The organism is Streptomyces spiralis (genome assembly GCF_014654675.1).
Lineage (GTDB): Bacteria > Actinomycetota > Actinomycetes > Streptomycetales > Streptomycetaceae > Streptomyces > Streptomyces spiralis.
In genome coordinates, this window is record NZ_BNBC01000003.1 from 23,842 (window position 1) to 43,073 (window position 19,232).

The following is a 19,232-nucleotide window of genomic DNA, read 5'->3' on the forward strand; positions in this document are numbered from 1 at the left end:
GACGCACTCGGACATCCAGTGCAGCAAATCAGGGCCCACATCTGACACACCTCAGCCCGCGAGGCCCGATATCACGAGTTCAAGTTCAGTTGCCGAGGGCACTTCTGGAGGACCAGGGGCCGTATGGTCCCGCGCACTGGACCAGGGCCAGGGACGGATACTGGATTAACGTGGCATTCCCGAAACGGACTTGGACCGCCTTGTCCACGCCGCACTCCTCGCTCACGCCGCTGACTCAGACCATCAATTCGGTGGCGAGCGGTGTTGCCGCACACGAGGATGCCCGGATGGAATCAATTGAGCGCATGAATGAACCAGAGGTAACTCGGTGGACGCAGGCGACCGTCTATCCGGACATGTGGGTCGATCCGGACGAGGATCCGCGCGAGAGCGATGCCGAGAGCGTCGATGAACGCAGTACGCTGCTCGACGGTCTGCGTCACTACCGCCTCACCATGGAAATGAAATGCGCCGGCCTGGACGCCGAACAGATGGCCGTGCGCGCCGTACCGCCGTCCACGATGTCCCTGCTCGGGCTGGTGCGGCACATGGCCGAGGATGAACGACACTTTCGCCGGTTGGCCGGTGAGGACTCGCCCAGGATCTACCGCACCGCCGAAGACCGCGACGGCGACTGGAACGGCGCGACCGCCGACCCGGCGGTCGTGGAGGACGCCTGGCGTCAGTGGCGGGCCGAGATGGAACTGACCGACCGGTTCATAGCCCGCTTCCCCGACCTCGGCACCCGACCTGGTGGGGACGCCCAGCTTCGCGACATCTTGGTGATGCAGATCGCCGAGTACGCGCGGCACTGCGGCCACGCCGACCTCCTCCGCGAGCGGATCGACGGCCGAGTAGGCCAGTGATCACGGCCGGTTGTGCGTACGGCGGCGACCGCGTCCAGGTCCTGGTGGGTGTGTCGTGACGGGTCGGTGACCTGGGAACAGTGCTGCCGCGGCAGGCCGTTGACCCTTCCGTGTCGAGCACACCTCCGAGTCCGGGCCAGAAGTGTCTCCTGGCCCAGCGCGGTTACGGCCGCACCGACGCCCCTGCGGACGTCAGCGGCTGCAGCCTGCGCAACAATCAGAGCGTCCAGGAACTCCTCCACGCGAGCGACCTGGTCCTTGAGCAGGTATCCCACACCCTGCGTGTCGGAGCTGAGGAGTTCGATGGCGTAGCGCTTCGGGCCGCCCGGCCTTCGGACCACGGCACCGCCCTCAGGCCAGCCGCCGCAGGCCGTTCTCGAGGAGGTCGAAGGCGTGCTGCGCGTCGGCGACCGCGCCCGGGTAGCGCGCGTCGGCGGATTCGCCGAAGGCGAGGCGGTCGGCGTTGTCGGAGGCCAGGGCCCACTGCACACCGACGATCTGGACGGCGGCCAGACGCGCCGTCAACTCCGTGGTGTCTGCGGTCTCCTGGAGTGCCTGGGCGAGCGCACGCTCGGCGCCCGACCTGAACCGATCCATCCGGGCGACCAGGGAGGGCGCTGCGAGGATCATCCGGTGCACCCGGCGCACCTGCGGGTGGTCGTTGAGGCCGGTGATCGGGTCGCGGTCGCGGAGGCCGTCGAGGAAGTGCGCGCGCAGCGCGGCCAGCGGGGTGGTGCCGGGCGGACGGGCCCGCACGACGCGGGCGGACTCGGCCTCGTGATCGGCGAGGCGGTGCACGACCAGGTCTTCCTTGGAGGGGAAGTAGGCGAACAGGGTGCGCTTGGAGACCTCTGCCGCCTCGGCGACCTGAGCCACGGAGGTCTCGTTGAACCCGTGCTCCAGGAACAGGTGGATCGCGGCGTCGGAGATCGCGGCGCGGGTGCGCTGCTTCTTGCGCTCGCGCAGCCCTGGCTTTCCTTGCTGTCCTGGCTGTCCCGGCTCCGACCTGCCTTCCACGCCCGCCACGGTAGCAAAGTCTCCCAAGTGGATTTCTGCACCTGGTATACATTTGCACTCAGGCGAGGAAGAGGAGAGTGCGCCGTGGTGGACGAAGTCACCGGGATCGAGGCCATCGAGGCCGAGGTCGTCGTCGTGGGGGCCGGGCCGACCGGGCTGATGCTGGCCTGCGAGCTGGCACAGGCGGGTGTGGACACGCTGGTCCTGGAGCAGCTGGCGCAGCGCGTCGAGCAGGTGAAGGGCGGCGGGATCCAACCGCGCACCGCCGAGCTGCTGGAGATGCGCGGGCTGCTGGAGCCGCTGGAGAAGCGGGCTCCGGTGCGCGGTGCGGTGGGCGGGCACTTCGCGACACTGCCGGTGCCGCTGGACTGCTCCCCCTGGAATACCCGGCATCCTTATCCGATCGGGCTCGCCCAGTGGGAGATCGAGGAGGTGCTGGAGGAGCGCGCGACCGCGCTCGGCGCGCGGATACTGCGCGGCGCGGCGGTCACGGCAGTGACGCAGGACGCCGACGGGGTCACCGCGGAGACGGCGGACGACCGCCGGGTACGCGCGGGGTGGCTGGTGGCCTGCGACGGCGGGCACAGCACGGTGCGGAGGCTGGTCGGGGCGTCCTTCCCCGGGCGGCCGGGCACCCGCCCGGGGGTGCTGGCCGACGTACGGCTGTCCTCGGTGTCGGAGTTGGTGCCGCGCGAGATCGGGCACATGAACACGATGATGCGCCAGGCGGGCGGCTACTGGGCGATGACCGTCCCGATGCGCGCGGGCTGGTACAGGTTCACGTTCGGGCCGGTCGGCGAGGGGGCGGTGGATCGCGACACCCCCGTCTCCCGGGAGGAGATCGCCACCGCCCTGGAGGCGCTCTACGGGCCGGAGACGGTGCTCGCCGAGGTGAAGAACTCCTCGCGGTTCACCGATGCCACCCGGCAGGTGGAGCAGTACCGCCAGGGCCGCGTGCTGTTCGCCGGCGACGCCGCGCACATCCACCCGCCGCTCGGTGGCCAAGGGCTCAACCTCGGTGTCCAGGACGCGTTCAACCTCGGCTGGAAGCTGGCCGCGACAGTCCAGGGCCGCGCCCCCGAGGGCCTGCTGGACAGCTACCACACCGAGCGGCACCCGGTCGCCGCGCAGGTCCTGCACCACACCTCGGCGCAGCGGGTCCTCGCCGATCCGAACCCGAGCGAGGACGTGGCCGCACTGCGTGACATCGTCGTCGACCTGCTGCGGCTGCCCGACACCAACCGGCACCTGGCCGGCCTGGTCTCCGGCCTCGCACTGGCCTATCCGCTCCCCGGCGACTCCGGCGACTCCGACGGCTCCGACGGCTCCGACGGCGACGGCTCCGGCAGCCACCCGCTGACCGGGCAGCGTGTCCCGGACGTGGAGCTGATCACCGCGGACGGCGACCTTCCGGTGCGCCTTTCGGCGCTGTTCCGCGAGGGGCATGCGGTGCTGCTCGATCTGGCGGGGGACCTACCGCAGGGACTGCGGCTGCCGGAGCGGGTCGACGCCGTCCGGGCCGGGTACGCCCTGGGCGCGGAACCGCTGGGCGCCGACGTGCTGCTGATCCGCCCCGACGGCTACGTCTGCTGGGCCGCGACCGGCCCCGCCGACCCCGACGCCCTGCTCGCCGCGATCGCCCGCCACTTGGTCAGGCCGGACGCCGCTTAGGCCACTGATGGCGCCACCGATCAAGGGCTGCCCACGTAACGGGGTGCCACCGGCGGTGGCAGCGTGCCGTGGGCGGTGATCAAGACGATCTCCGAGTCCGCGCGGCAAGCGGCTTGCCGTCTGGCACGCGCGCGGGTGCCGGCACTCGGGGGCTTATCCGCTCGGCGATGAGACGCCGGTAGTTCGGGCACTGGGTGAAGTCCTCGTGCTCGCAGGTCAGGCCGCCCTCGATGAATTCCAATGAAGCCTGGGCCGCCGCGATTCTCGATCGGAGCTCCTCGGCCTCGTGACGCAGGATCTCGTGCCGGGTCGTGCGGTCGACGGTGGCGGACAGGCTCCTGATGGTGTCCATTCCGAGACCGGCCTCCTTGCAGAGGAGGATCACCGCCACGCGGGTGAGGTCGTCGGCGCCGTAGCGGCGGCGTCCGCCCGCGTCCCGACCGGGGTGCAGCAGGCCCATCGACTCCCAGTGCCGCAGGACGTGCGTGGCCAGGCCGAACCGTGCCGCGAGGGCGCCGATGCTCATCGCGCCGGCGCCGGCGTCTTCGCTTGACTTCATGCCGACATTAAGTCGCAGCCTGACGTCCATGTCCAAGAACCAGGAAGCGGTGGAAGAGCACCGCGACACCAAGGCCCTGCTGTCCCTCCTCGATGCGGCGGACCGGTTGCCGAGCGCCACCCGGCTGCGGGCTCGCTCCTACGAACTGCTCTCTCTCGTCCCGGGCTCGACCGTCGTGGACGTCGGCTGCGGCGCCGGACGCGCCGTCGCCGAGCTGGCCGAACGCGGGGTCCGAGCGGTGGGCGTGGACCCGGACCCGTGGATGCTGTCCGCGGCCCGGGAACGGTGGTCGGCGGCCGAGTTCCGGGAGGCGGGCGCGGAGGATCTGCCGTTCGCCGACCGAAGTGTGCACGGCTACCGCGCCGACAAGGTGCTCCACATACTTCCGGAGCCGGGACGCGCGCTGGCGGAAGCGCGGCGCGTCCTCCGCCCGGGCGGCAGGATCGTCCTGGTCGGGCAGGACTGGGACGCGGTCGTGATCGACTCTGATGACGCGGCCCTCACCCGCACGATCGTGCACGCCCGTGCCGACCTCCTGGGCGCGCCTCGCGCCGCCCGCCAGTACCGCAACCTGCTCCTGGACGGCGGCTTCGACGGCGTCACGGTCGAGGTGCACACCACCGTGTTCACCGACCCCGCGATGCTGTCGCTGCTCACCAGGCTCGCGGACCCGGCCTGCACGAGCGGTGCCGTCAGCCGTGACCAGGCGGACCAGTGGCTCGCCGAGCAGCGCCGACGCGCCGAGGCCGGCCGCCTCCTCATCGCCATCCCGTTCTTCGTGGCCGCTGCCTCCGTCCCCGCCCAGGCCCAGGACCTGTCCGACGGGTCACGTCATCGACCCCGCACCCGACAGCACTGTCACCCGAATGGCCCAACATGACGTGCCACCCACATGGGTGAAGATCAAGCTGACTAGTGGCCCCAACCGAGGCAATCCGTGAAAGGGGAACCACATGCGCATTCGACGAATCCTCGCCGCCGTCATCGCCACGGCAGCCCTCGCCGGACTCGGCCTCACAGGCGCCGCCACCGCCACCGCCGCCACACAGGGTGCCCGATCCAGCGTCACCCCTTCTGAGTGCAAGCAGGGCGGCGGAATGCCCGATCTGATGGACAACCTCTGCAAGGGCGGTATGCACGACGGGCAGGCGATCGACTAGACGCCACAAGGCGCCCCGCAGTCACGCGCCGCGGGGCGCTCCCGCGCGAGCATAGCCGGGAGAGTCGCAGGGACTGTGCCGACCCGTCGGACACACCAGATCCTTGCATCTGCCGTCCCGCTTCCGTTGGTGGAAGACGGTTCACGACCATCATCGCAGGTGGTCGGCGGACGGCACGTGGGAGAAGATCCTGAGGGCCGTCCGGGCCGATGCCGATGCCGGAGGCCGGATCGACCGGAGCATGGTCAGCGTCGACTCCACGACCTGCCGCGCTCATCGGCACGCGGCCGTGACGCGCCGACCGATGGCTGTCGTTGGCGCGTGCGGTCGGCGTCGGGCGATCATGGTGCATGACTCGCGCTGTGTCGACGCCGCCCGTCATCGCCTCCGGCCTGCTCGGTGGCTCCCCCCAACCCGTGCTCCCCCCGCCACCGGGGGCTTGCTGCTGCGCCCCTGGGAGGAAGCCGACGCACCGGCGTTCCTGTCTGCCTACCAGGACGATGAGATCCGCCGCTGGCACACGCGTCGACCCACCACCGATCTCCAGGTCCGGGAATGGTTCGACACATATCGCCAGGACTGGAAACACGAGAAGGGGGGCCACTGGGCGATCACCCGCGACGGCGTCGAGGTACTCGGCCGGATCGCACTACGTGGTCTGAACTTCGACGACGGCACGGCAGACGTGGCCTACTGGGTGCTCCCGGCCGCCCGCGGCGCCGGTGTGGCCTCGCGCGGCCTGTCGGCGCTCACCGCCTGGGCCCTGGACGAGGTCGGCTTCCACCGGCTGGAGCTGGACCACTCGACCCACAACCACGCCTCGTGCAGGGTCGCCACCAAGTCCGGTTACCTCCTGGAAGGCACCAAGCGCAGCGCCGCCGTGCATGACGACGGCCGGCACGACATGCATCTGCATGCCCGCATCCGAGGCGACTGAGCCCGGCCGCCGCGCTGTCTCGCCGAGGGACCCCGTTGTCGTCCCGGCCACCCCTCGACCGTGCGTCCCGCGGGCCGTGGGAGGGGTGTACTGCCGGTACACCCCTTGCTGGTGACTCGCTGCCCGCGCGGAAGAGCGGTTGTCTGGAAGACGTGGCACCCCGGCCACCCCGGGCGTGCCCGGGCCCGCCCGTGTGCGGGCGCGGACGGCCCGGCCTTCTCTCGCGGCCCGGGAGATGGGCGCGCAGCGGATCATCGCGATGAGCCGGCACGAGCCGCGGCAGCAGCTCGCCCGGGCGTTCGGCGCCACCGACATCGTCACCGAGCGCGGCGAGGAGGGCGTGGCCCGGATCAAGGAGATGACCGGCGGGATCGGCGCCGACTCCGTGCTGGAGTGCGTCGGCACCGCGCAGTCCATGCGGCAGGCCCTGGCCTCCGCCCGGCCCGGCGGCAACGTCGGCTTCGTCGGCGTCCCCCACCAGGTCGCCATCGACGGCCAGGAACTGTTCTTCTCCCACGTCGGCCTGCGCGGCGGCCGCGCCCCCGTACGCCGCTACCTGCCCGACCTGATCGACCGCGTCCTGACCGACCGGATCAACCCCGGCAGGGTCTTCGACCTCACCCTCCCCCTGGAACAGGTCGCCGAAGGCTACAAGGCCATGGACGAACGCCGCGCCATCAAGACCCTCCTCACGCCCTGACCCCGCCCCTGCCCCGCCTCCGCCCCACGCAGGACCGGCGCCTCACCGCGCCTCCGTTCGCTCCCCCGCCAAGGACGCACCATGACCACGTTTCGCCCTCGTCGGCGCGGACCCCGGCCTGTGGGCCGTACCCCGAGCCGGCCGCACCTCGATCGCGTTCGCAGCCGAGAGTGCGCACGCGCGGATGCCGCATGAGGTGCTCGCCGAGGAGCCCATCCCCATCTCGCCGAACGATGCCCCGTGCCGCCCCGGCAGCCGCTCTGCTGCCGGCCATGACGGGCTGCTCCACCAACTCACCGGACGCACCCTCGCCCTCCGGGCCGGCCTCGTCGGCGGGGCGGCAGGAGATGTCGGCGTCCAGCACCCCGTCCGGCTCGGACAGGAACACCGCCATGGACATCCGTGTCACCCTCGACGGCCGAGCCGTCGACGCGACCTTGAACGACAGCCCCGCCGCCCGTGACCTGGCCACTCTGCTCCCGCTCACCCCGGACCTGAAGGACTTCCACGGGACGGAGCGGGTCGGCTACCCGCCGCGCGAGCTCACCACCGCCGGTGCCCCTGAACCGTCCGCGGCCAAGCCCGGAGATCTCGCCTACTACGCACCGTGGGGCAATCTCGCCCTCTTCTACCAGGACGGCCCATCCGCCACCGCCGACCTCCTCGTCCTCGGCCATCTCGAGGCCGGTGCATTGCGAATGCCCGCCGCGAGTGCGAGATTGTCTTGATCGTGGGCGCGGTCGACAATGGCCGACCATGACGTCGGACGGTTCCACAAGACGCACCATGACCCACGCCGTGCGGTCGTCGCCGCCTGGTGTGCGGCGGTTGCCGCGACATGCGGCTGTCGTGTGCGTGGTGCTCGGAGTACTGCTTGGCAGCGGCGCGTGTGGGCCGGCGAGGCCAAGCACGAGGCACGGGGTGGAGTTGACCGTGCCGAAGGTCTACTACCTCCGTCCGCCCGGTGACCGGACGGGCCAGCCGGACAAGGTCGGGTTCAAGGTCAAGGTCGATGGGGTGAGTCGGCCTGGCGGTGAGCAGACGGCGCCGGAAGGGCCGCGAGCGAGGCTCACCATCGACGCGCGAGGGGCGGACAAGGTCGTCCGGCTGGAGTGGCGCAAGGTCCCCTACTGTACGGGCGACACGGCCGGTGTCACCTGCTCGATGGGGCCGGGCCCGAACTTCGGTCCCGTGTCCGTCACGGACGAGGTGACCCCGATCGCGGCCGAGGGGAGCAAGGCCGGCGACACCGGCCTCATCCACTACCGGCTCACCACGGCCGACGGAACAGTTCGCACGGCAAGCACACGCGTGGTCGTCGGCGAACCCGTGCTCGAACTGTGGCACCGCGAGAACGTGACGGCCGCTCCAGGTGGTCGGGTCACGTTTCCGCTGACCATCCGTAACACCGGTGAGGTCGCCGTGCAGGGCGTCGGCTTCGGGATCGACGCCCGGGCGATGGCTCCCCGGCAGCGGTACCGCAACTGCCGCTACATGGGCTTCTACAAGGGCCGTGTGGCGGTGTGCCGTTTCCCGGACCTACGTGTCGGCCCCGGTGAGACGGTGACGTTCACGCCGGCACTGGAGTTCGACGCACCCGCGAAGCAGGTGTCCTCCATGGTCCGCGAGTCGGTGTGGCCGCTGGTGACGGGACCGCGGCCGGACGACGGCTGGCCGACACAAGGGGACATGGGCCATGGCGACGAGCTGACTCCTCACGACGTCTCCCGGTCGCCCGCCGGTCAGGGCACATTCAGCGGCGCGCACGTGGCGTGGACGAACGTCAGGCTGGGCATGGGCATGGGTGCCGACTTCGCCGCGATCGGCGCCACGGTACGCGGCAAGCTCGGCACCGAGCAGCGGATCAGCATCGGCGCCCGTAACAACGGGCCGGGTGAGCTGGGGCCCGGCACGGTGTTGCGCATGGTATTCACCGTCCCTCTCGGCTCCCTGGTGGTGAAGCAGCCGATGCGGGCGATCGACGACGATGTGTACGAGCCGCTCTGCGAGCACGCCTTCGACACGCAACAGCGCGACACCTACACCTGCGAGCTGGCCGCCACGCCCGAGGGCGAGACGCACACCCTCGACTTCACCCTGAGCCTGAACGAACCCGGGACCGGCCTGGTTCAGCTGACGGGCTCCCCCTCCGACAACCGTCCCGCGAACGACACGGCCCATGTCACCATCGCACCCTGAGGGCGACCGAAACCCGCCGCCCAGCCGCGGCGGGTCAGCCGGTCACGCGGGCACTGACGGCCTACGACCACTCATACGACCCACTCATCAGCCGGAGAACCTTCTCGCGAGGTCCCGGTGCCACTCCGCGGACCTGGCCGCCTGATCGCTGGAGATGTTCACGCCGGGCATCCGGCTCAGACGCTCGGCCTGGTCCGCGAAGCGCAGATACTGCCGGTGTGCGTGTTCCCGGCATGCCGGACAGGTGACCTTTTCGGGCCGGTAAGAGGTCATGGCGTAGGGCACCTGACGCCCGCACACGGTGCACCCCCGAGCCGGAACGGACGGTCTCCTGCCCGGTCAGGGAACCGTTGACCTGTCAGAGAGGCGTACGGCCAGAGCTGCCACGTCGTCGTCGAGTCCACCGCCACTGTGCTGGAGGAGATCTCGATGAAGCCTGTCGAGCAGTGCCTTGGGTCCGGCTGCGTTGTGCCGACGCATCCAGTCCTGCAGCGAAAAGAATGCGCCTCTGGGGCTCCGGCTCTCGATGACACCGTCGGTGTAGAAGAGGAGCTGGTCACCGGGGGCGCAGGCGACCGTGTCCGTGGTGTAGCGGGAGCCGATGAGTGCCGCGAGGTTGAGGCACGGTGAGGCAGCGGTGGGATCCAGGACGAGGAGCTTGCCGTGGCGCAGGAGCAGTGGTGGGGGATGCCCGCAGTTGAGGAGCTTGATGTGGCCGCCCTGGTGCGGGAACTCGGCGAGCACCACGGTGATGAACTGCTCCAGGGATTCCTCGGCGGGGAACGTACAGCTGTGCCGGGTGCTGCTGGCGTCCAGGCGGCGGACGATCCCCTCCAGGCTCGGCTCGTCGTATGCGGCTTCCCGGAAACAGTTGACCACCGCCGCGGCCGCTCCTACGGCCGGCAGGCCCTTGCCCCGTACGTCGCCAAGGATCAGTCGCACGCCGTAAGGAGTGACGAGGGCTTCATAGAAGTCCCCGCCGATGTGGGCCTGTGCGGCGGCTGCGAGGTACATCGACTCGACTTCGACGGAGCCGACCCGGTGCGGCAGGGGACGCAAGAGCACCTTCTCCGCCGCGTCGGCGACGAGGCGGAGCTGGACGAATGCCTGTTCCCGCTGGATCCGGACCCGGCAGGCGTATGCGGCAGCCACTGTGACCGCGGCGATGGCTCCCACGGTGAACCAGGTGCCCAGATCGGGGTAGACAAGGCTCAACGCGATCATGATCAGGATGCAGGCGCCTCCCAGCAGCACCGTGGGCAGCACGGGCCAGGTGGAGGCAGCGAGGGCAGGTGCGGCGGTCAAGAGGCGGCTGAAAGAGATCTTTCTCGGCGTGACGAACGCCAGGGCGGTGACGACCACGGTAAAGATCACCGGCGAGAGCAGCGCGGCGCCCCACCGCCCGCGGAGAGGGCGAGGGGGCCGCATCCACCCAGTCCAGAGCATGGAACGTACCATATCGGTAAATAATGGACATAGGGATCAAGCTGGGCCAGCTCATCGGACCCCCAGGCGGTGACGCCGCCCACGGAAGACGTTGCCGACGGTCAGCGGGTGCGTACCGCCGTGACGGTGAAGCGTTCGACGTCGGCAATGTGTCCGCCGGTGACCGCGACCACCGTGAGCACCGGGTCACGGGCGCCCGTGAAAGACACCGGGACGCGCCATGGCTGGTCGGTGCCGCCCGCCGCGGTGCAGCACGGGGAGGTGCCCAACGGCGCCGCGGACGAGGGCTGGCGGACCTGGACGCGGATGTTCTCGTCCACTCCGGTGATCCGCCCGCCGGTGACCATCGGGGAGCGCACCAATGACCCGTACGCGGGCGTGGTCAGGGAGAACGTCGTGTCGTCGCTGCCCACGACCTCCCACGGGGCATCCGGGCCGGTGCCGTACCGCACGAGGTGAAGCACCGCTGCCGCGCCTCCCCCGGACCCCGTCCGTGCGACGCCGATGCGGGCGTGCCGACCGCTGACGGTGCGTGAGGAGACCCGGCCGATCTCCTCGAAGCCCAGATAGCCGCGGGTGAAGGAGAGGGCGGTCTGCTCCGGGTCGAGATGCCAGGGCTGGTGGCCGCCGGAACGGTAGGCACGCTGCCACGCCTGAGCCTGGGCGAGAGTGGCGAACGGCCACATCGGCTGCAGGCTCCACGAGCCGAGCGGCGGCGTGCCGAGCGGTGCCGTCGTGGTCGGCGGACGGGTGCCTGCCGGAGCGTCCGCCGTCGGTGCCGGCGAGTTCGAGCGTGTGGGTGTGTGCGACAGCGGCGGCGCGGATGTCCCCGGCGCGGTGGACGGCGATCCCGACGCGTTCGGAGACCCGCCAGAGCCGCTGCAGCCGGTCAGCGCCAGGCCGGCCACGATCGTCGCGGCGGAAATCCGGAACAGGAGCCAGTTGTTCATGGGTGCTCCAGGGAAGGTCGAACTGACCGCAGACGCATCTGCCCCGCCATCGTCCCACCGGACCGGTCCACGTCACAGAGGTCGTCGCGCGGTAATCGCACGCTGTCCCGAGGTGACCGCCGCCTCTCCGATGCTGCGATGATGCGATGCGAGGCCCCGGTACGGCCAGGCGTGTGGCCGGTCGGGCCGCCTCTACGCCCCTCCCGCCACCGCCCCTTTCCGGAGTCCACATGGCCCTCGATGTCGACGCTGTCCGCGCGCGGATCCCCGCCCTGAAGTCCCACTCCGCACGCTTCGACGCGCCCGGGGGCACCCAGACGCCCCAGCCGGTCATCGACGCGATCGCCGACGCGCTGGCGCGTCCCCTGGCCAACAGGGGGCAGACCAACGAAGGCGAGCGCAACGCGGAAGCCATCGTCACCGGCGCCCGGCTCGCCCTGGCCGACCTGCTCGGCGTCCAGCCGCGCGGCATCGTGTTCGGCCGGAGCGCCACCCAGCTCACGTACGACCTGTCGCGCGCGCTCGCCAAGGACTGGGCCCCGGGCGACGACGTGGTGGTCACGCGGCTCGACCACGACGCGAACATACGTCCCTGGATACAGGCGGCGGAGGCGGTCGGCGTCGCGGTCCGCTGGGCGGACTTCGACCCGGACACGGGCGAGTTGCACCCCGGGCAGGTGGCGTCGGTGCTGTCACCACGGACCCGGCTGGTCGCCGTCACCGCGGCGTCGAACCTCATCGGGACCCGGCCGGACGTGCCCGCCATCGCCGAACTGGCGCACCAGGCCGGTGCGCTGCTCCATGTCGACGCGGTGCACTACGCCGCGCACGCCGCCGTCGATCTGGCCGGCCTCGGTGCCGACACGCTGGTCTGCTCACCGTACAAGTTCATGGGTCCGCACCTGGGTGTGCTGGCGAGCCGGCCCGCGCTGCTGGAGACACTGCGGCCCGACAAGCTGATGCCGTCCACCGACGCCGTCCCGGAGCGCTTCGAGCTGGGCACGCTGCCCTACGAGTTGCTGGCCGGTGCACGGGCCGCCGTGGACTTCATCGCCGACCTGGCGCCGGACGCGGCCGGCACCCGCCGGGAACGGCTGCTGGCGGCGTTCACGGTGATCGAGTCCCACGAGGAAGCCCTGCGTGAGCGCCTGGAGCGAGGGCTCGCGGACCTGGGCGGGATCACCGTGTACTCCCGGGCCGCGCGGCGCACCCCGACGCAGCTGTTCACGGTGCGGGACCGCAGTTCGGCCGATGTCTCCCGGCACCTGGCAGCGCACGGCGTCGCCGCACCGGCCGGATCCTTCTACGCACTGGAGGCCTCTCGACGGCTCGGGCTCGGAAGCGAGGGCGCGGTGCGTGTGGGGCTGGCCCCCTACACCTGCGACGAGGACATCGACCGGCTGCTGACGGCACTGGGCAGCATCGAAGGTCGGTAGCCGGCCAAGAAGTGTCCGCCCGGCCGGCCCCTGAGCCCCGTGCCGGGACCGGCTGGGACCGGGCCGTGCTGCGACCGGCCGCACGCCATGCAAGGCAGGCATCAATCGGCTTGACCTGGCCACGGATGAACGCTGCACTGTGGCGGGACACCACGAGTCGTGGTGCCGGTATCCCGGGGAGGCAGCGGCAGCAATGGAGATCCGTCCTACGACCGATCAGGACCTCGACGTCTTCGTCGACACACTCCACGCCGCGTTCGGGCGCTTTCCGGAAACCCCGGCCGAGGGCGGCGGCGGGGTGTGGTGGTCGGCGCTCGAGATGGAGCGCAACCTGCTCGCCGTGGCGGCGGACGGACGGCCCGTCGGCACCGCCGGTGCGTACTCCTTCGAGCTCACCCTGCCCGGTGAGATCCTCGTCCCGGCCAGCGGGGTGACCGCCGTCGGCGTCCTGCCCTCGCACCGACGCCAGGGCGTACTCAGCGCGATGATGCGGCATCAGCTCAGCGAACTACGGGCCCGAGGGGAGTTCCTCTCCGTACTGCTGGCCTCCGAGGCCCTGATCTACCGCAGGTTCGGCTACGGACCGGCGACCTACACGCAGCGGCTGACGGTGCCGCGCCACCAGGGCGCCCTGACTCTCCCCAGGGCGCGCGGAACGGCCGACGGCCCGGCGACCGGCTCGGACACCGGCACGGTCGAGGTCCTGCGGCGTGCCGAGTGCGGCGGGATCCTGGAAGAGGTCTACGACCGCTACCGCCGCGCACAGCCCGGCGCGCTGTCCCGGCCGCACCGCTGGTGGGCCTCGGGTGCGGGGCAGCCCCCGATATCCCCGGCGCCGCGCTACGTCGCTGTCCACCGTGACGCCGACGGAGTACCGGACGGGTACGCCAGCTACTCGGTCGGCGAAGCCAATACCTTGACGGTCGACGAGACCATCGCCGCCGACGACGCCGTCTTCACGGCCCTGGCCGGGTTCGTGCTCGGACACGACCTGGTCGCCGAGGTCGTGTTCAAGCACTTTCCGCCCCAGCATCCGCTGCGCTGGCAGCTTGCGGACTTCCGCGCCGGCCAGGTGGGCGGCGACACCGACTGGCTCTGGGTGCGGCTGCTGGACGTACCGCGTGCGCTGACCGCGCGCGGCTGGTTCACGGACGGCGAGCTCGTCCTCGACGTCGACGACCCGTTCCTCGGCGAGCACGGCCGCTATCTGCTGACCGTCCGGGACGGCAAGGCCGACTGCGTCCCGACGGGCCGGGAGCCCGACCTGTCCCTGGACGTGAGCGACCTGGGCTCGATCTACCTCGGCGGCACCGCACCGAGCACGCTCGTGCGTGCCGGACACATCCGGGCTCACCGCCCGGGCGTGGCCACCGTCGCTGACGCCCTCTTCCGCGCCGAGCGCTCACCGCACTGCCTGCACTGGTTCTGACCGCGCGTCCGCCGAGAAGGAGCCGTCGAGATCGAAGCCGCGCACGGACCCGGTCAGCCGGGCGGTGCCGTCCGGCCGGCGGCCGTCGCGATCGTTCGGGCCACCGTCCTCGGGCGGGACAAGAACGGGGAGTGGCTGGAGTCGGGCAACTCCTCGATGCGGTCGGCACGTTGGGCCAGGCGGCGCTGGACGACGGTGGGCGTCGCGTTGTCGCGGCCGGTCAGCAGGTGCGTCGAGGGCAGGCCGCGCCAGGCGATCGCGGTCGGCGCCTGATCGAGGACCGCGGCGGACATCGGACGCAGATGGCGTACGGCCTCGTCGGCGGCCGCCTGGGCGAGGTCCGCACAGAACAGCAGCGGGGCTCGGTCGGGCCTGACCGTGCACGAGCACCGCGGTGTCCACCATACGTCCCCCTCCTGGCCGTCCCCCTGCCTCGGCCGTGTGCCGGGCTCTTGCATGGTGGCACCAGAAGGCGTGGGGCGTACCGGTGCGCAGGCACGCCCAACCGGTGAAGGACGCGCACCACTTGAGCGGTGCGCGCCCTCACGCCCATGGTGGGGGGCCTTCAGCCGAGGCGGCCGCCGCCGTCGACGTGCAGGACCGTCCCGGTGACGAAGGGGCTGGAGATCGCGTACAGAACGGCCTGTACGAGATCGTCGGGGGTGCCGGTCCGTCGTGCCGGGTTGCGCTCCGCGACGCCCCGCAGGAACGCGTCCTTGCCCTCGCCGAGCGTGTCCCAGGCGCCTGAGTCGACGATGCCCGGCGACACGGCGTTGACCCGGAGCGGGGCCAGCTCCACCGCCAGGGCCTCCACGAGGAAGGACAGTGCGCCGTTGGTGGTGGCCATCACCACGCGCTCCGGGGCGGGCCGCCAGGCGGCCACACCGGAGAAGAAGGTGAAGGAGCCGCCCTCGTTCATCTGTCCCGCCAGGTGCTTGGCGAGCAGCAGAGGACCGATGACCTTGGCCGCGAACGCGCGCTGCACCATGGCCAGTTCCAGCGAGGCCAGCGGGCCGTTGGCGGGCATGGCCGCCGTGGACACCAGATGGTCGAAGGGGCCCGCCTCGGCGGCCAGCGCGGCGATCGAGTCCTCGTCCGCGAGGTCGACCAGCCGAGTGCGCGTGGGTCCGGCCAGACCGGCGGCCGTCGCGGCCAGCTTCGAGGCGTCGGGCCCGGCGAGGACCAACTCGGCCCCGGCGGCGGACGCGGTCTGCGCCAGATGCCGTCCGACGTGCGAACCGGCGCCGACGACGATCAGCCGTCGTCCCTCGAGAGCCTTCTTGGCCAGTGCATCGGTGAACATGCGATGTCCTTCGTATGAGTCCCGCCGTCCCGTCCTGGGCCGGCTCCCGCTCATGACTCTCGGACACCCACCACTCATTGGTCCAAGACTTGATTTCTGGAGATGCGATAACTTTTGTGCATGGCTACGCTGCGTCAGTTCGAATACCTGGTGGCCGTCGTCGACACCGGCTCCTTCACCCGTGCCGCCGAGCTCCTACATGTCTCGCAGCCCGCCCTGTCCCACCAGGTGCGCGTACTGGAACGGGACGCCGGAGGCCCCTTGCTCGAACGTCTCCCGCGCGCCGTCCGGCTCACACCCATGGGCCGCGCCATGCTGCCGCACGCGCGTGCCGCCCTGGCCGTCGCCCGGCAGGCACGTACCGCCGCCCGCCGAGCCGCCGGACTCGAGCGCGGCGAGATCCAGGTGGCCGCCGTCTACTCGGTCACGCTCGGCGTACTGCCTCCCGTCCTACGTGCCTGGCACAGGCAGCGACCGGAAATCCGCGTCCGGCTCCGGGAGTTCGCGCACGACGACGCACTCGTCGACGCCATGACCGAGGGCCGCGCCGATGTCGCGGTCGGTCCCGCCCCGCGCTCCTGGGACGGCCCCGTACGGGAGCTGGGCACAGAGGAGTTCGTCATCGTGACCGGCGAGGACGACCCGGCCGCCACGGGCAGCGAGAGCCAGGTGCAGCTCCCGGCCCTCGCGGACCGCGACTGGGTGCACTACGCCCCCGGCAACGGGCTCGCCGAGTTCCTCGACCGCGTCTGTGCCGCGGCCGGATTCCACCCGCGCGCCGCCGTACGCGTCGAGCAGACCGCCGCCGCGCCCCTGCTCGCCGCCGCCGGCCTCGGCCCCGCGCTCGTCCCCGCGAATCTCGTACCGCCCCGCTTCAACGGGCGCATCCTGTGGCCCGACCCGCCGGTGCGCCGCGTACTGGCCGCCTACACCCGCCCACACGCCGACCCGCTCAGCACCGCCTTCCTCGACGCCGTCGGCCGCGACGCCCTCCTCATGCCCGAGCATGTCCGACGGCACCTCGGCGCGGCACGACGTCCCCCTCGTGCACGAAGACAGTCACGGTGAACACGGCCGGCACACGTGTGGCTCCGCCGCACCGGCGCTAGCCACCACAAGAAGCCCGCACTTGTCGTGGGTTCCGCCGGCACAAGGCGGCCTGGTCCAGGCTCACAGCACCCCCAGCCCCTTGGCCAGACTCGACAGCCCGCCGGCCAGCGCGAGCAGCAGGACGAATCGGCGGGCCCGGTCCTCCAAGACGCGCTCGGCGAGCACTCTGCCGACGACCGCGCCCATCGCCATCGCGGCGACGGCCGTCGCCCACCCCGTCGAGCCCAACCGAGGAACCCCGTTGGCCGCTATGGAGAAGACGTTCACGACGATGCCGTAGAACTGCGCGTTCGGCACGAACTCGCGGACGGTCCAGCCGGCGTTCATCGCGTAGAGGGAGAGCGGCGGGCCGCCCAGCCCGGCCGAGGCGTTCATGAACCCGCCCGCCGCGCCCGCGGCCACCGCCCCTTGGGTACCGGTCAGGGCGGACACGCGCAGGCCGCGCATCACCAGCAGCACGGCCAGGGTCACCAGGAGGCCCATCCCGACGAACAGGACGGGGTGCGGAAGTTGGGAGGCCACCCATGTCCCGGCCGGGACGGCGCACACGGACGCTGCGACCAACGGCGCCATCGCCGTGAGCCGCACCCGCCGCCAGCCGCCGGCGAGCCCGACGGCACTGATGGCACCGGCGGCGCAGTTGGCCAGCGCGACACCCTGGGACGGACCGAGCAGGAGTACGAGCCCGGGTACGGCGACGAGCGCGAAGCCCATGCCGGTCAACCATTGCACACAGGCGCCCATCATCACGATGCCCCCGAGGAGCAGCTGTGCCGTCCCACCGCTCATGCACTGTCGCGGGTGCGCAGCAGATTCACGACCGTCACCCGCAGCACCGGCTCGCCGCCCTGGTCGAGGAGCTCGGCGAGCGTGCGCACGATGCCGCGCCGCGGGTCGGAGCGGGAGAGCCGGGTGTCGAGGGTGTGCAGGCGCAGGCGGAGCCGGTCGCCGGGGCGCACGGGCTTGAGCCATCGCAGTTCGTCCACGCCCGGGCTGCCGAGACTCGCGACCGTCGAGAGGTAGTGCCTGGCGAAAAGCTGCATCATCAGGGCGACGGTGTGCCACCCGCTGGCAACCAGCCCGCCGAACGGCCCCTCCCGCGCCGCGACTGGATCGACGTGGAAGGACTGAGGGTCGTACTGGGAGGCGAAGCCGACGATCTCCTCCTGGGTGACCGCGACGCTGCCGTACTCGTAGGTCGCGCCCGCCGTGTAGTCCTCGAAATACCGGTCGTCGATGGGCGCGGTGAAGGTGTCCGTGCGCTGATCGTGTTTCATGTCTCAAGAGCCCCCTCGACGTCCATGGGCAGTGTCTACCAGGCGGCTGTAGACACTGTCTATGTTCTCGGGAGTCAGGGGCCCCGCGACCGACCGCGTACCCGCCGCCCGCTAGCATCCCTGGTCATGGCGAGGCGGGGATGGCGGCTGGGTGTCACGGCTGGGGTGGCGGTGCTGACGGCGTTCTGCGCCTCCGGCACGCAACCCTCGGGGGCCATCGGTGCGGCGTCGGACCTCGGCCCCCTCCCGGCCGACCGCTACGCGTACACACCGCAGGACTACCAGCGATCGCAGCGGGCATCGGCGTTGCTGGTCCGGCAGTGCATGGCGGACCGCGGCCATCCGGGCTTCCCGCTCGACCCCCGCTACCCCAGCGACCCCGTCGTCGCCATCGCGGTCGGCACCGACTACGGCGTCCTCGATCTCGACACCGCCCGCCGCTGGGGCTACGGCTGGGACCCGGCAAAGCCCCTGGTGCCCCGGCCGAAGGGCCGCCGGATGACCGACGCCGAGTACGCGGACTGGCCGGACTGCAACGCCGAGGCGAACCGGCGGCTGATGCGCGGCATCGACCTCGAGCGGGACTGGCTCTACGCCGGCAGCCGGGCGGTCGAGGTCGACAAGGCGGTCAAGCGCGACCCGCGCCTCCGGGCGGCCTGGGACGTGTGGTCCCGCTGTGTGGCGGAGCAAGGATTCACCCGCTATCCCGACCCCGCGGCGGCGTACACCGACGACGCCTGGCATCGGGGCAGCGACGGTAACACCCGGCATACGCAGCGGGAGCGGGACACCGCCGTCGCGGACGTCACCTGCAAGCGCCGCCACCGTACGGCCGAACTCTGGCACGCCGTACAGGCGCAGAAGCAGGCGGCGGACATCGCACATCACCGCGACCGCTACGCCGCCGGGCTGAAGGCGCTGCGGACGTACCGGGCCAACATCGCCGAGGTGCTGCGGGAGTTCGGCTAGCGGGGCGGCCGACTCAGCACCGTAGGCGCAGAGCCTGCGCGCCCGGCTCAGCCGAGGAACTCCTCGACGAGCTTGGCAAGTTCGGCCGGCTGCTCGACCCGCGCCACGTGGCCGCACTCCAGCTCGGCGTAGCGGCTGTGCGGGATGCCCGCCGCGAGCTCGCGCGAGTTCTCGGCGGGGATCAGCGCGTCCAGCGCGCACCC

At 71.3% G+C, this 19,232-nt stretch carries 18 protein-coding genes and 3 pseudogenes; 13 read left to right on the top strand and 8 right to left on the bottom strand.

What is annotated here, in order from left to right; genetic code table 11:
• Nucleotides 1–287 precede the first annotated feature (287 nt).
• Complete coding sequence (locus tag IE318_RS04405; protein ID WP_189897101.1) at nt 288–866, top strand: DinB family protein; 579 nt, start codon at nt 288–290, stop codon at nt 864–866.
• A 351-nt stretch (nt 867–1,217) separates the two neighbouring features.
• On the opposite strand, the gene IE318_RS04410 is transcribed toward IE318_RS04405, so the two are convergent.
• Nucleotides 1,218–1,883, bottom strand: coding sequence for a TetR/AcrR family transcriptional regulator (locus IE318_RS04410; RefSeq protein ID WP_189896579.1), 666 nt, complete (start codon nt 1,881–1,883; stop codon nt 1,218–1,220).
• An 84-nt stretch (nt 1,884–1,967) separates the two neighbouring features.
• On the opposite strand from IE318_RS04410, the gene IE318_RS04415 reads away from it, so the two are divergent.
• Nucleotides 1,968–3,554, top strand: a complete 1,587-nt coding sequence (locus tag IE318_RS04415) for an FAD-dependent monooxygenase (RefSeq protein WP_268256727.1) — start codon at nt 1,968–1,970, stop codon at nt 3,552–3,554.
• Nucleotides 3,555–3,633: 79 nt separating this feature from the next.
• Here IE318_RS04415 and IE318_RS04420 read toward each other — a convergent pair whose 3' ends face one another.
• Complete coding sequence (locus IE318_RS04420) at nt 3,634–4,113, bottom strand: MerR family transcriptional regulator (RefSeq protein ID WP_189896582.1); 480 nt, start codon at nt 4,111–4,113, stop codon at nt 3,634–3,636.
• Nucleotides 4,114–4,141: 28 nt separating this feature from the next.
• Here IE318_RS04420 and IE318_RS04425 point away from each other — a divergent pair, with 28 nt between their 5' ends.
• From IE318_RS04425 to IE318_RS04450, 7 genes and pseudogenes are all read left to right on the top strand, one after another.
• Nucleotides 4,142–4,993, top strand: a complete 852-nt coding sequence (locus IE318_RS04425) for a methyltransferase domain-containing protein (protein ID WP_189896584.1) — start codon at nt 4,142–4,144, stop codon at nt 4,991–4,993.
• Between the two features lie 73 nt (nt 4,994–5,066).
• Nucleotides 5,067–5,273: a hypothetical protein gene (locus IE318_RS04430; RefSeq protein WP_189896587.1), complete on the top strand. Its 207-nt coding sequence runs from the start codon at nt 5,067–5,069 to the stop codon at nt 5,271–5,273.
• A 109-nt stretch (nt 5,274–5,382) separates the two neighbouring features.
• Nucleotides 5,383–5,574 (top strand): annotated as a pseudogene (locus IE318_RS44700) (IS5/IS1182 family transposase); the annotation flags it as partial.
• Nucleotides 5,575–5,623: 49 nt separating this feature from the next.
• Nucleotides 5,624–6,210, top strand: a pseudogene (locus IE318_RS04435) (GNAT family N-acetyltransferase).
• Between the two features lie 220 nt (nt 6,211–6,430).
• Nucleotides 6,431–6,910 (top strand): annotated as a pseudogene (locus tag IE318_RS04440) (zinc-binding dehydrogenase); the annotation flags it as partial.
• 272 nt (nt 6,911–7,182) lie between these two features.
• The gene (locus IE318_RS04445) at nt 7,183–7,638 is read left to right on the top strand and encodes a cyclophilin-like fold protein (protein ID WP_229903329.1); all 456 of its coding nucleotides are present in this window, start codon (nt 7,183–7,185) and stop codon (nt 7,636–7,638) included.
• A 205-nt stretch (nt 7,639–7,843) separates the two neighbouring features.
• Complete coding sequence (locus IE318_RS04450) at nt 7,844–9,109, top strand: hypothetical protein (protein ID WP_189896591.1); 1,266 nt, start codon at nt 7,844–7,846, stop codon at nt 9,107–9,109.
• A 339-nt stretch (nt 9,110–9,448) separates the two neighbouring features.
• Here the strand turns inward: IE318_RS04450 and IE318_RS04455 are convergent, their stop codons facing one another.
• Nucleotides 9,449–10,555 (bottom strand): PP2C family protein-serine/threonine phosphatase, encoded by a 1,107-nt coding sequence (locus tag IE318_RS04455; RefSeq protein ID WP_189896593.1) that lies wholly within the window; start codon nt 10,553–10,555, stop codon nt 9,449–9,451.
• 101 nt (nt 10,556–10,656) lie between these two features.
• Nucleotides 10,657–11,505, bottom strand: coding sequence for a hypothetical protein (locus IE318_RS04460; protein ID WP_189896596.1), 849 nt, complete (start codon nt 11,503–11,505; stop codon nt 10,657–10,659).
• Nucleotides 11,506–11,735: 230 nt separating this feature from the next.
• On the opposite strand from IE318_RS04460, the gene IE318_RS04465 reads away from it, so the two are divergent.
• Both IE318_RS04465 and IE318_RS04470 read left to right on the top strand, forming a co-directional pair.
• Nucleotides 11,736–12,941: a cysteine desulfurase-like protein gene (locus tag IE318_RS04465; protein ID WP_189896598.1), complete on the top strand. Its 1,206-nt coding sequence runs from the start codon at nt 11,736–11,738 to the stop codon at nt 12,939–12,941.
• 193 nt (nt 12,942–13,134) lie between these two features.
• A complete protein-coding gene (locus IE318_RS04470; RefSeq protein WP_189896600.1) occupies nt 13,135–14,370 on the top strand; it encodes a GNAT family N-acetyltransferase in 1,236 nt (411 codons plus the stop codon).
• 53 nt (nt 14,371–14,423) lie between these two features.
• Here the strand turns inward: IE318_RS04470 and IE318_RS04475 are convergent, their stop codons facing one another.
• Both IE318_RS04475 and IE318_RS04480 read right to left on the bottom strand, forming a co-directional pair.
• Nucleotides 14,424–14,828 (bottom strand): alpha/beta fold hydrolase, encoded by a 405-nt coding sequence (locus IE318_RS04475; protein ID WP_189896603.1) that lies wholly within the window; start codon nt 14,826–14,828, stop codon nt 14,424–14,426.
• 107 nt (nt 14,829–14,935) lie between these two features.
• Nucleotides 14,936–15,673 (bottom strand): SDR family oxidoreductase, encoded by a 738-nt coding sequence (locus tag IE318_RS04480; protein ID WP_189896605.1) that lies wholly within the window; start codon nt 15,671–15,673, stop codon nt 14,936–14,938.
• Nucleotides 15,674–15,793: 120 nt separating this feature from the next.
• Here IE318_RS04480 and IE318_RS04485 point away from each other — a divergent pair, with 120 nt between their 5' ends.
• Entirely contained in the window at nt 15,794–16,741 is a 948-nt protein-coding gene (locus IE318_RS04485) for a LysR family transcriptional regulator (protein WP_189896607.1), read from the top strand.
• 102 nt (nt 16,742–16,843) lie between these two features.
• Here the strand turns inward: IE318_RS04485 and IE318_RS04490 are convergent, their stop codons facing one another.
• Both IE318_RS04490 and IE318_RS04495 read right to left on the bottom strand, forming a co-directional pair.
• On the bottom strand, nt 16,844–17,572 hold the full coding sequence (locus IE318_RS04490) for a sulfite exporter TauE/SafE family protein (RefSeq protein WP_189896610.1): 729 nt from the start codon (nt 17,570–17,572) through the stop codon (nt 16,844–16,846).
• A complete protein-coding gene (locus IE318_RS04495) occupies nt 17,569–18,060 on the bottom strand; it encodes a MaoC family dehydratase (RefSeq protein ID WP_189896612.1) in 492 nt (163 codons plus the stop codon). Before IE318_RS04495 ends, IE318_RS04490 begins: the two co-directional genes overlap by 4 nt.
• 126 nt (nt 18,061–18,186) lie before the next feature.
• Here IE318_RS04495 and IE318_RS04500 point away from each other — a divergent pair, with 126 nt between their 5' ends.
• On the top strand, nt 18,187–19,029 hold the full coding sequence (locus IE318_RS04500; protein ID WP_229903330.1) for a hypothetical protein: 843 nt from the start codon (nt 18,187–18,189) through the stop codon (nt 19,027–19,029).
• Nucleotides 19,030–19,232 lie beyond the last annotated feature (203 nt).

Bases quoted from the DNA above. Each gene is read 5' to 3' on its own strand.
- IE318_RS04500 (WP_229903330.1), top strand. From the start codon at position 18,187: ATGGCGAGGCGGGGATGGCGGCTGGGTGTCACGGCTGGGGTGGCGGTG.
- IE318_RS04445 (WP_229903329.1), top strand. From the start codon at position 7,183: ATGACGGGCTGCTCCACCAACTCACCGGACGCACCCTCGCCCTCCGGG.
- IE318_RS04455 (WP_189896593.1), bottom strand. From the start codon at position 10,555: ATGCTCTGGACTGGGTGGATGCGGCCCCCTCGCCCTCTCCGCGGGCGG.
- IE318_RS04490 (WP_189896610.1), bottom strand. From the start codon at position 17,572: ATGAGCGGTGGGACGGCACAGCTGCTCCTCGGGGGCATCGTGATGATG.
- IE318_RS04465 (WP_189896598.1), top strand. From the start codon at position 11,736: ATGGCCCTCGATGTCGACGCTGTCCGCGCGCGGATCCCCGCCCTGAAG.
- IE318_RS04405 (WP_189897101.1), top strand. From the start codon at position 288: ATGGAATCAATTGAGCGCATGAATGAACCAGAGGTAACTCGGTGGACG.
- IE318_RS04475 (WP_189896603.1), bottom strand. From the start codon at position 14,828: ATGCAAGAGCCCGGCACACGGCCGAGGCAGGGGGACGGCCAGGAGGGG.
- IE318_RS04420 (WP_189896582.1), bottom strand. From the start codon at position 4,113: ATGAAGTCAAGCGAAGACGCCGGCGCCGGCGCGATGAGCATCGGCGCC.
- IE318_RS04430 (WP_189896587.1), top strand. From the start codon at position 5,067: ATGCGCATTCGACGAATCCTCGCCGCCGTCATCGCCACGGCAGCCCTC.
- IE318_RS04460 (WP_189896596.1), bottom strand. From the start codon at position 11,505: ATGAACAACTGGCTCCTGTTCCGGATTTCCGCCGCGACGATCGTGGCC.
- IE318_RS04425 (WP_189896584.1), top strand. From the start codon at position 4,142: ATGTCCAAGAACCAGGAAGCGGTGGAAGAGCACCGCGACACCAAGGCC.
- IE318_RS04485 (WP_189896607.1), top strand. From the start codon at position 15,794: ATGGCTACGCTGCGTCAGTTCGAATACCTGGTGGCCGTCGTCGACACC.
- IE318_RS04495 (WP_189896612.1), bottom strand. From the start codon at position 18,060: ATGAAACACGATCAGCGCACGGACACCTTCACCGCGCCCATCGACGAC.
- IE318_RS04480 (WP_189896605.1), bottom strand. From the start codon at position 15,673: ATGTTCACCGATGCACTGGCCAAGAAGGCTCTCGAGGGACGACGGCTG.
- IE318_RS04470 (WP_189896600.1), top strand. From the start codon at position 13,135: ATGGAGATCCGTCCTACGACCGATCAGGACCTCGACGTCTTCGTCGAC.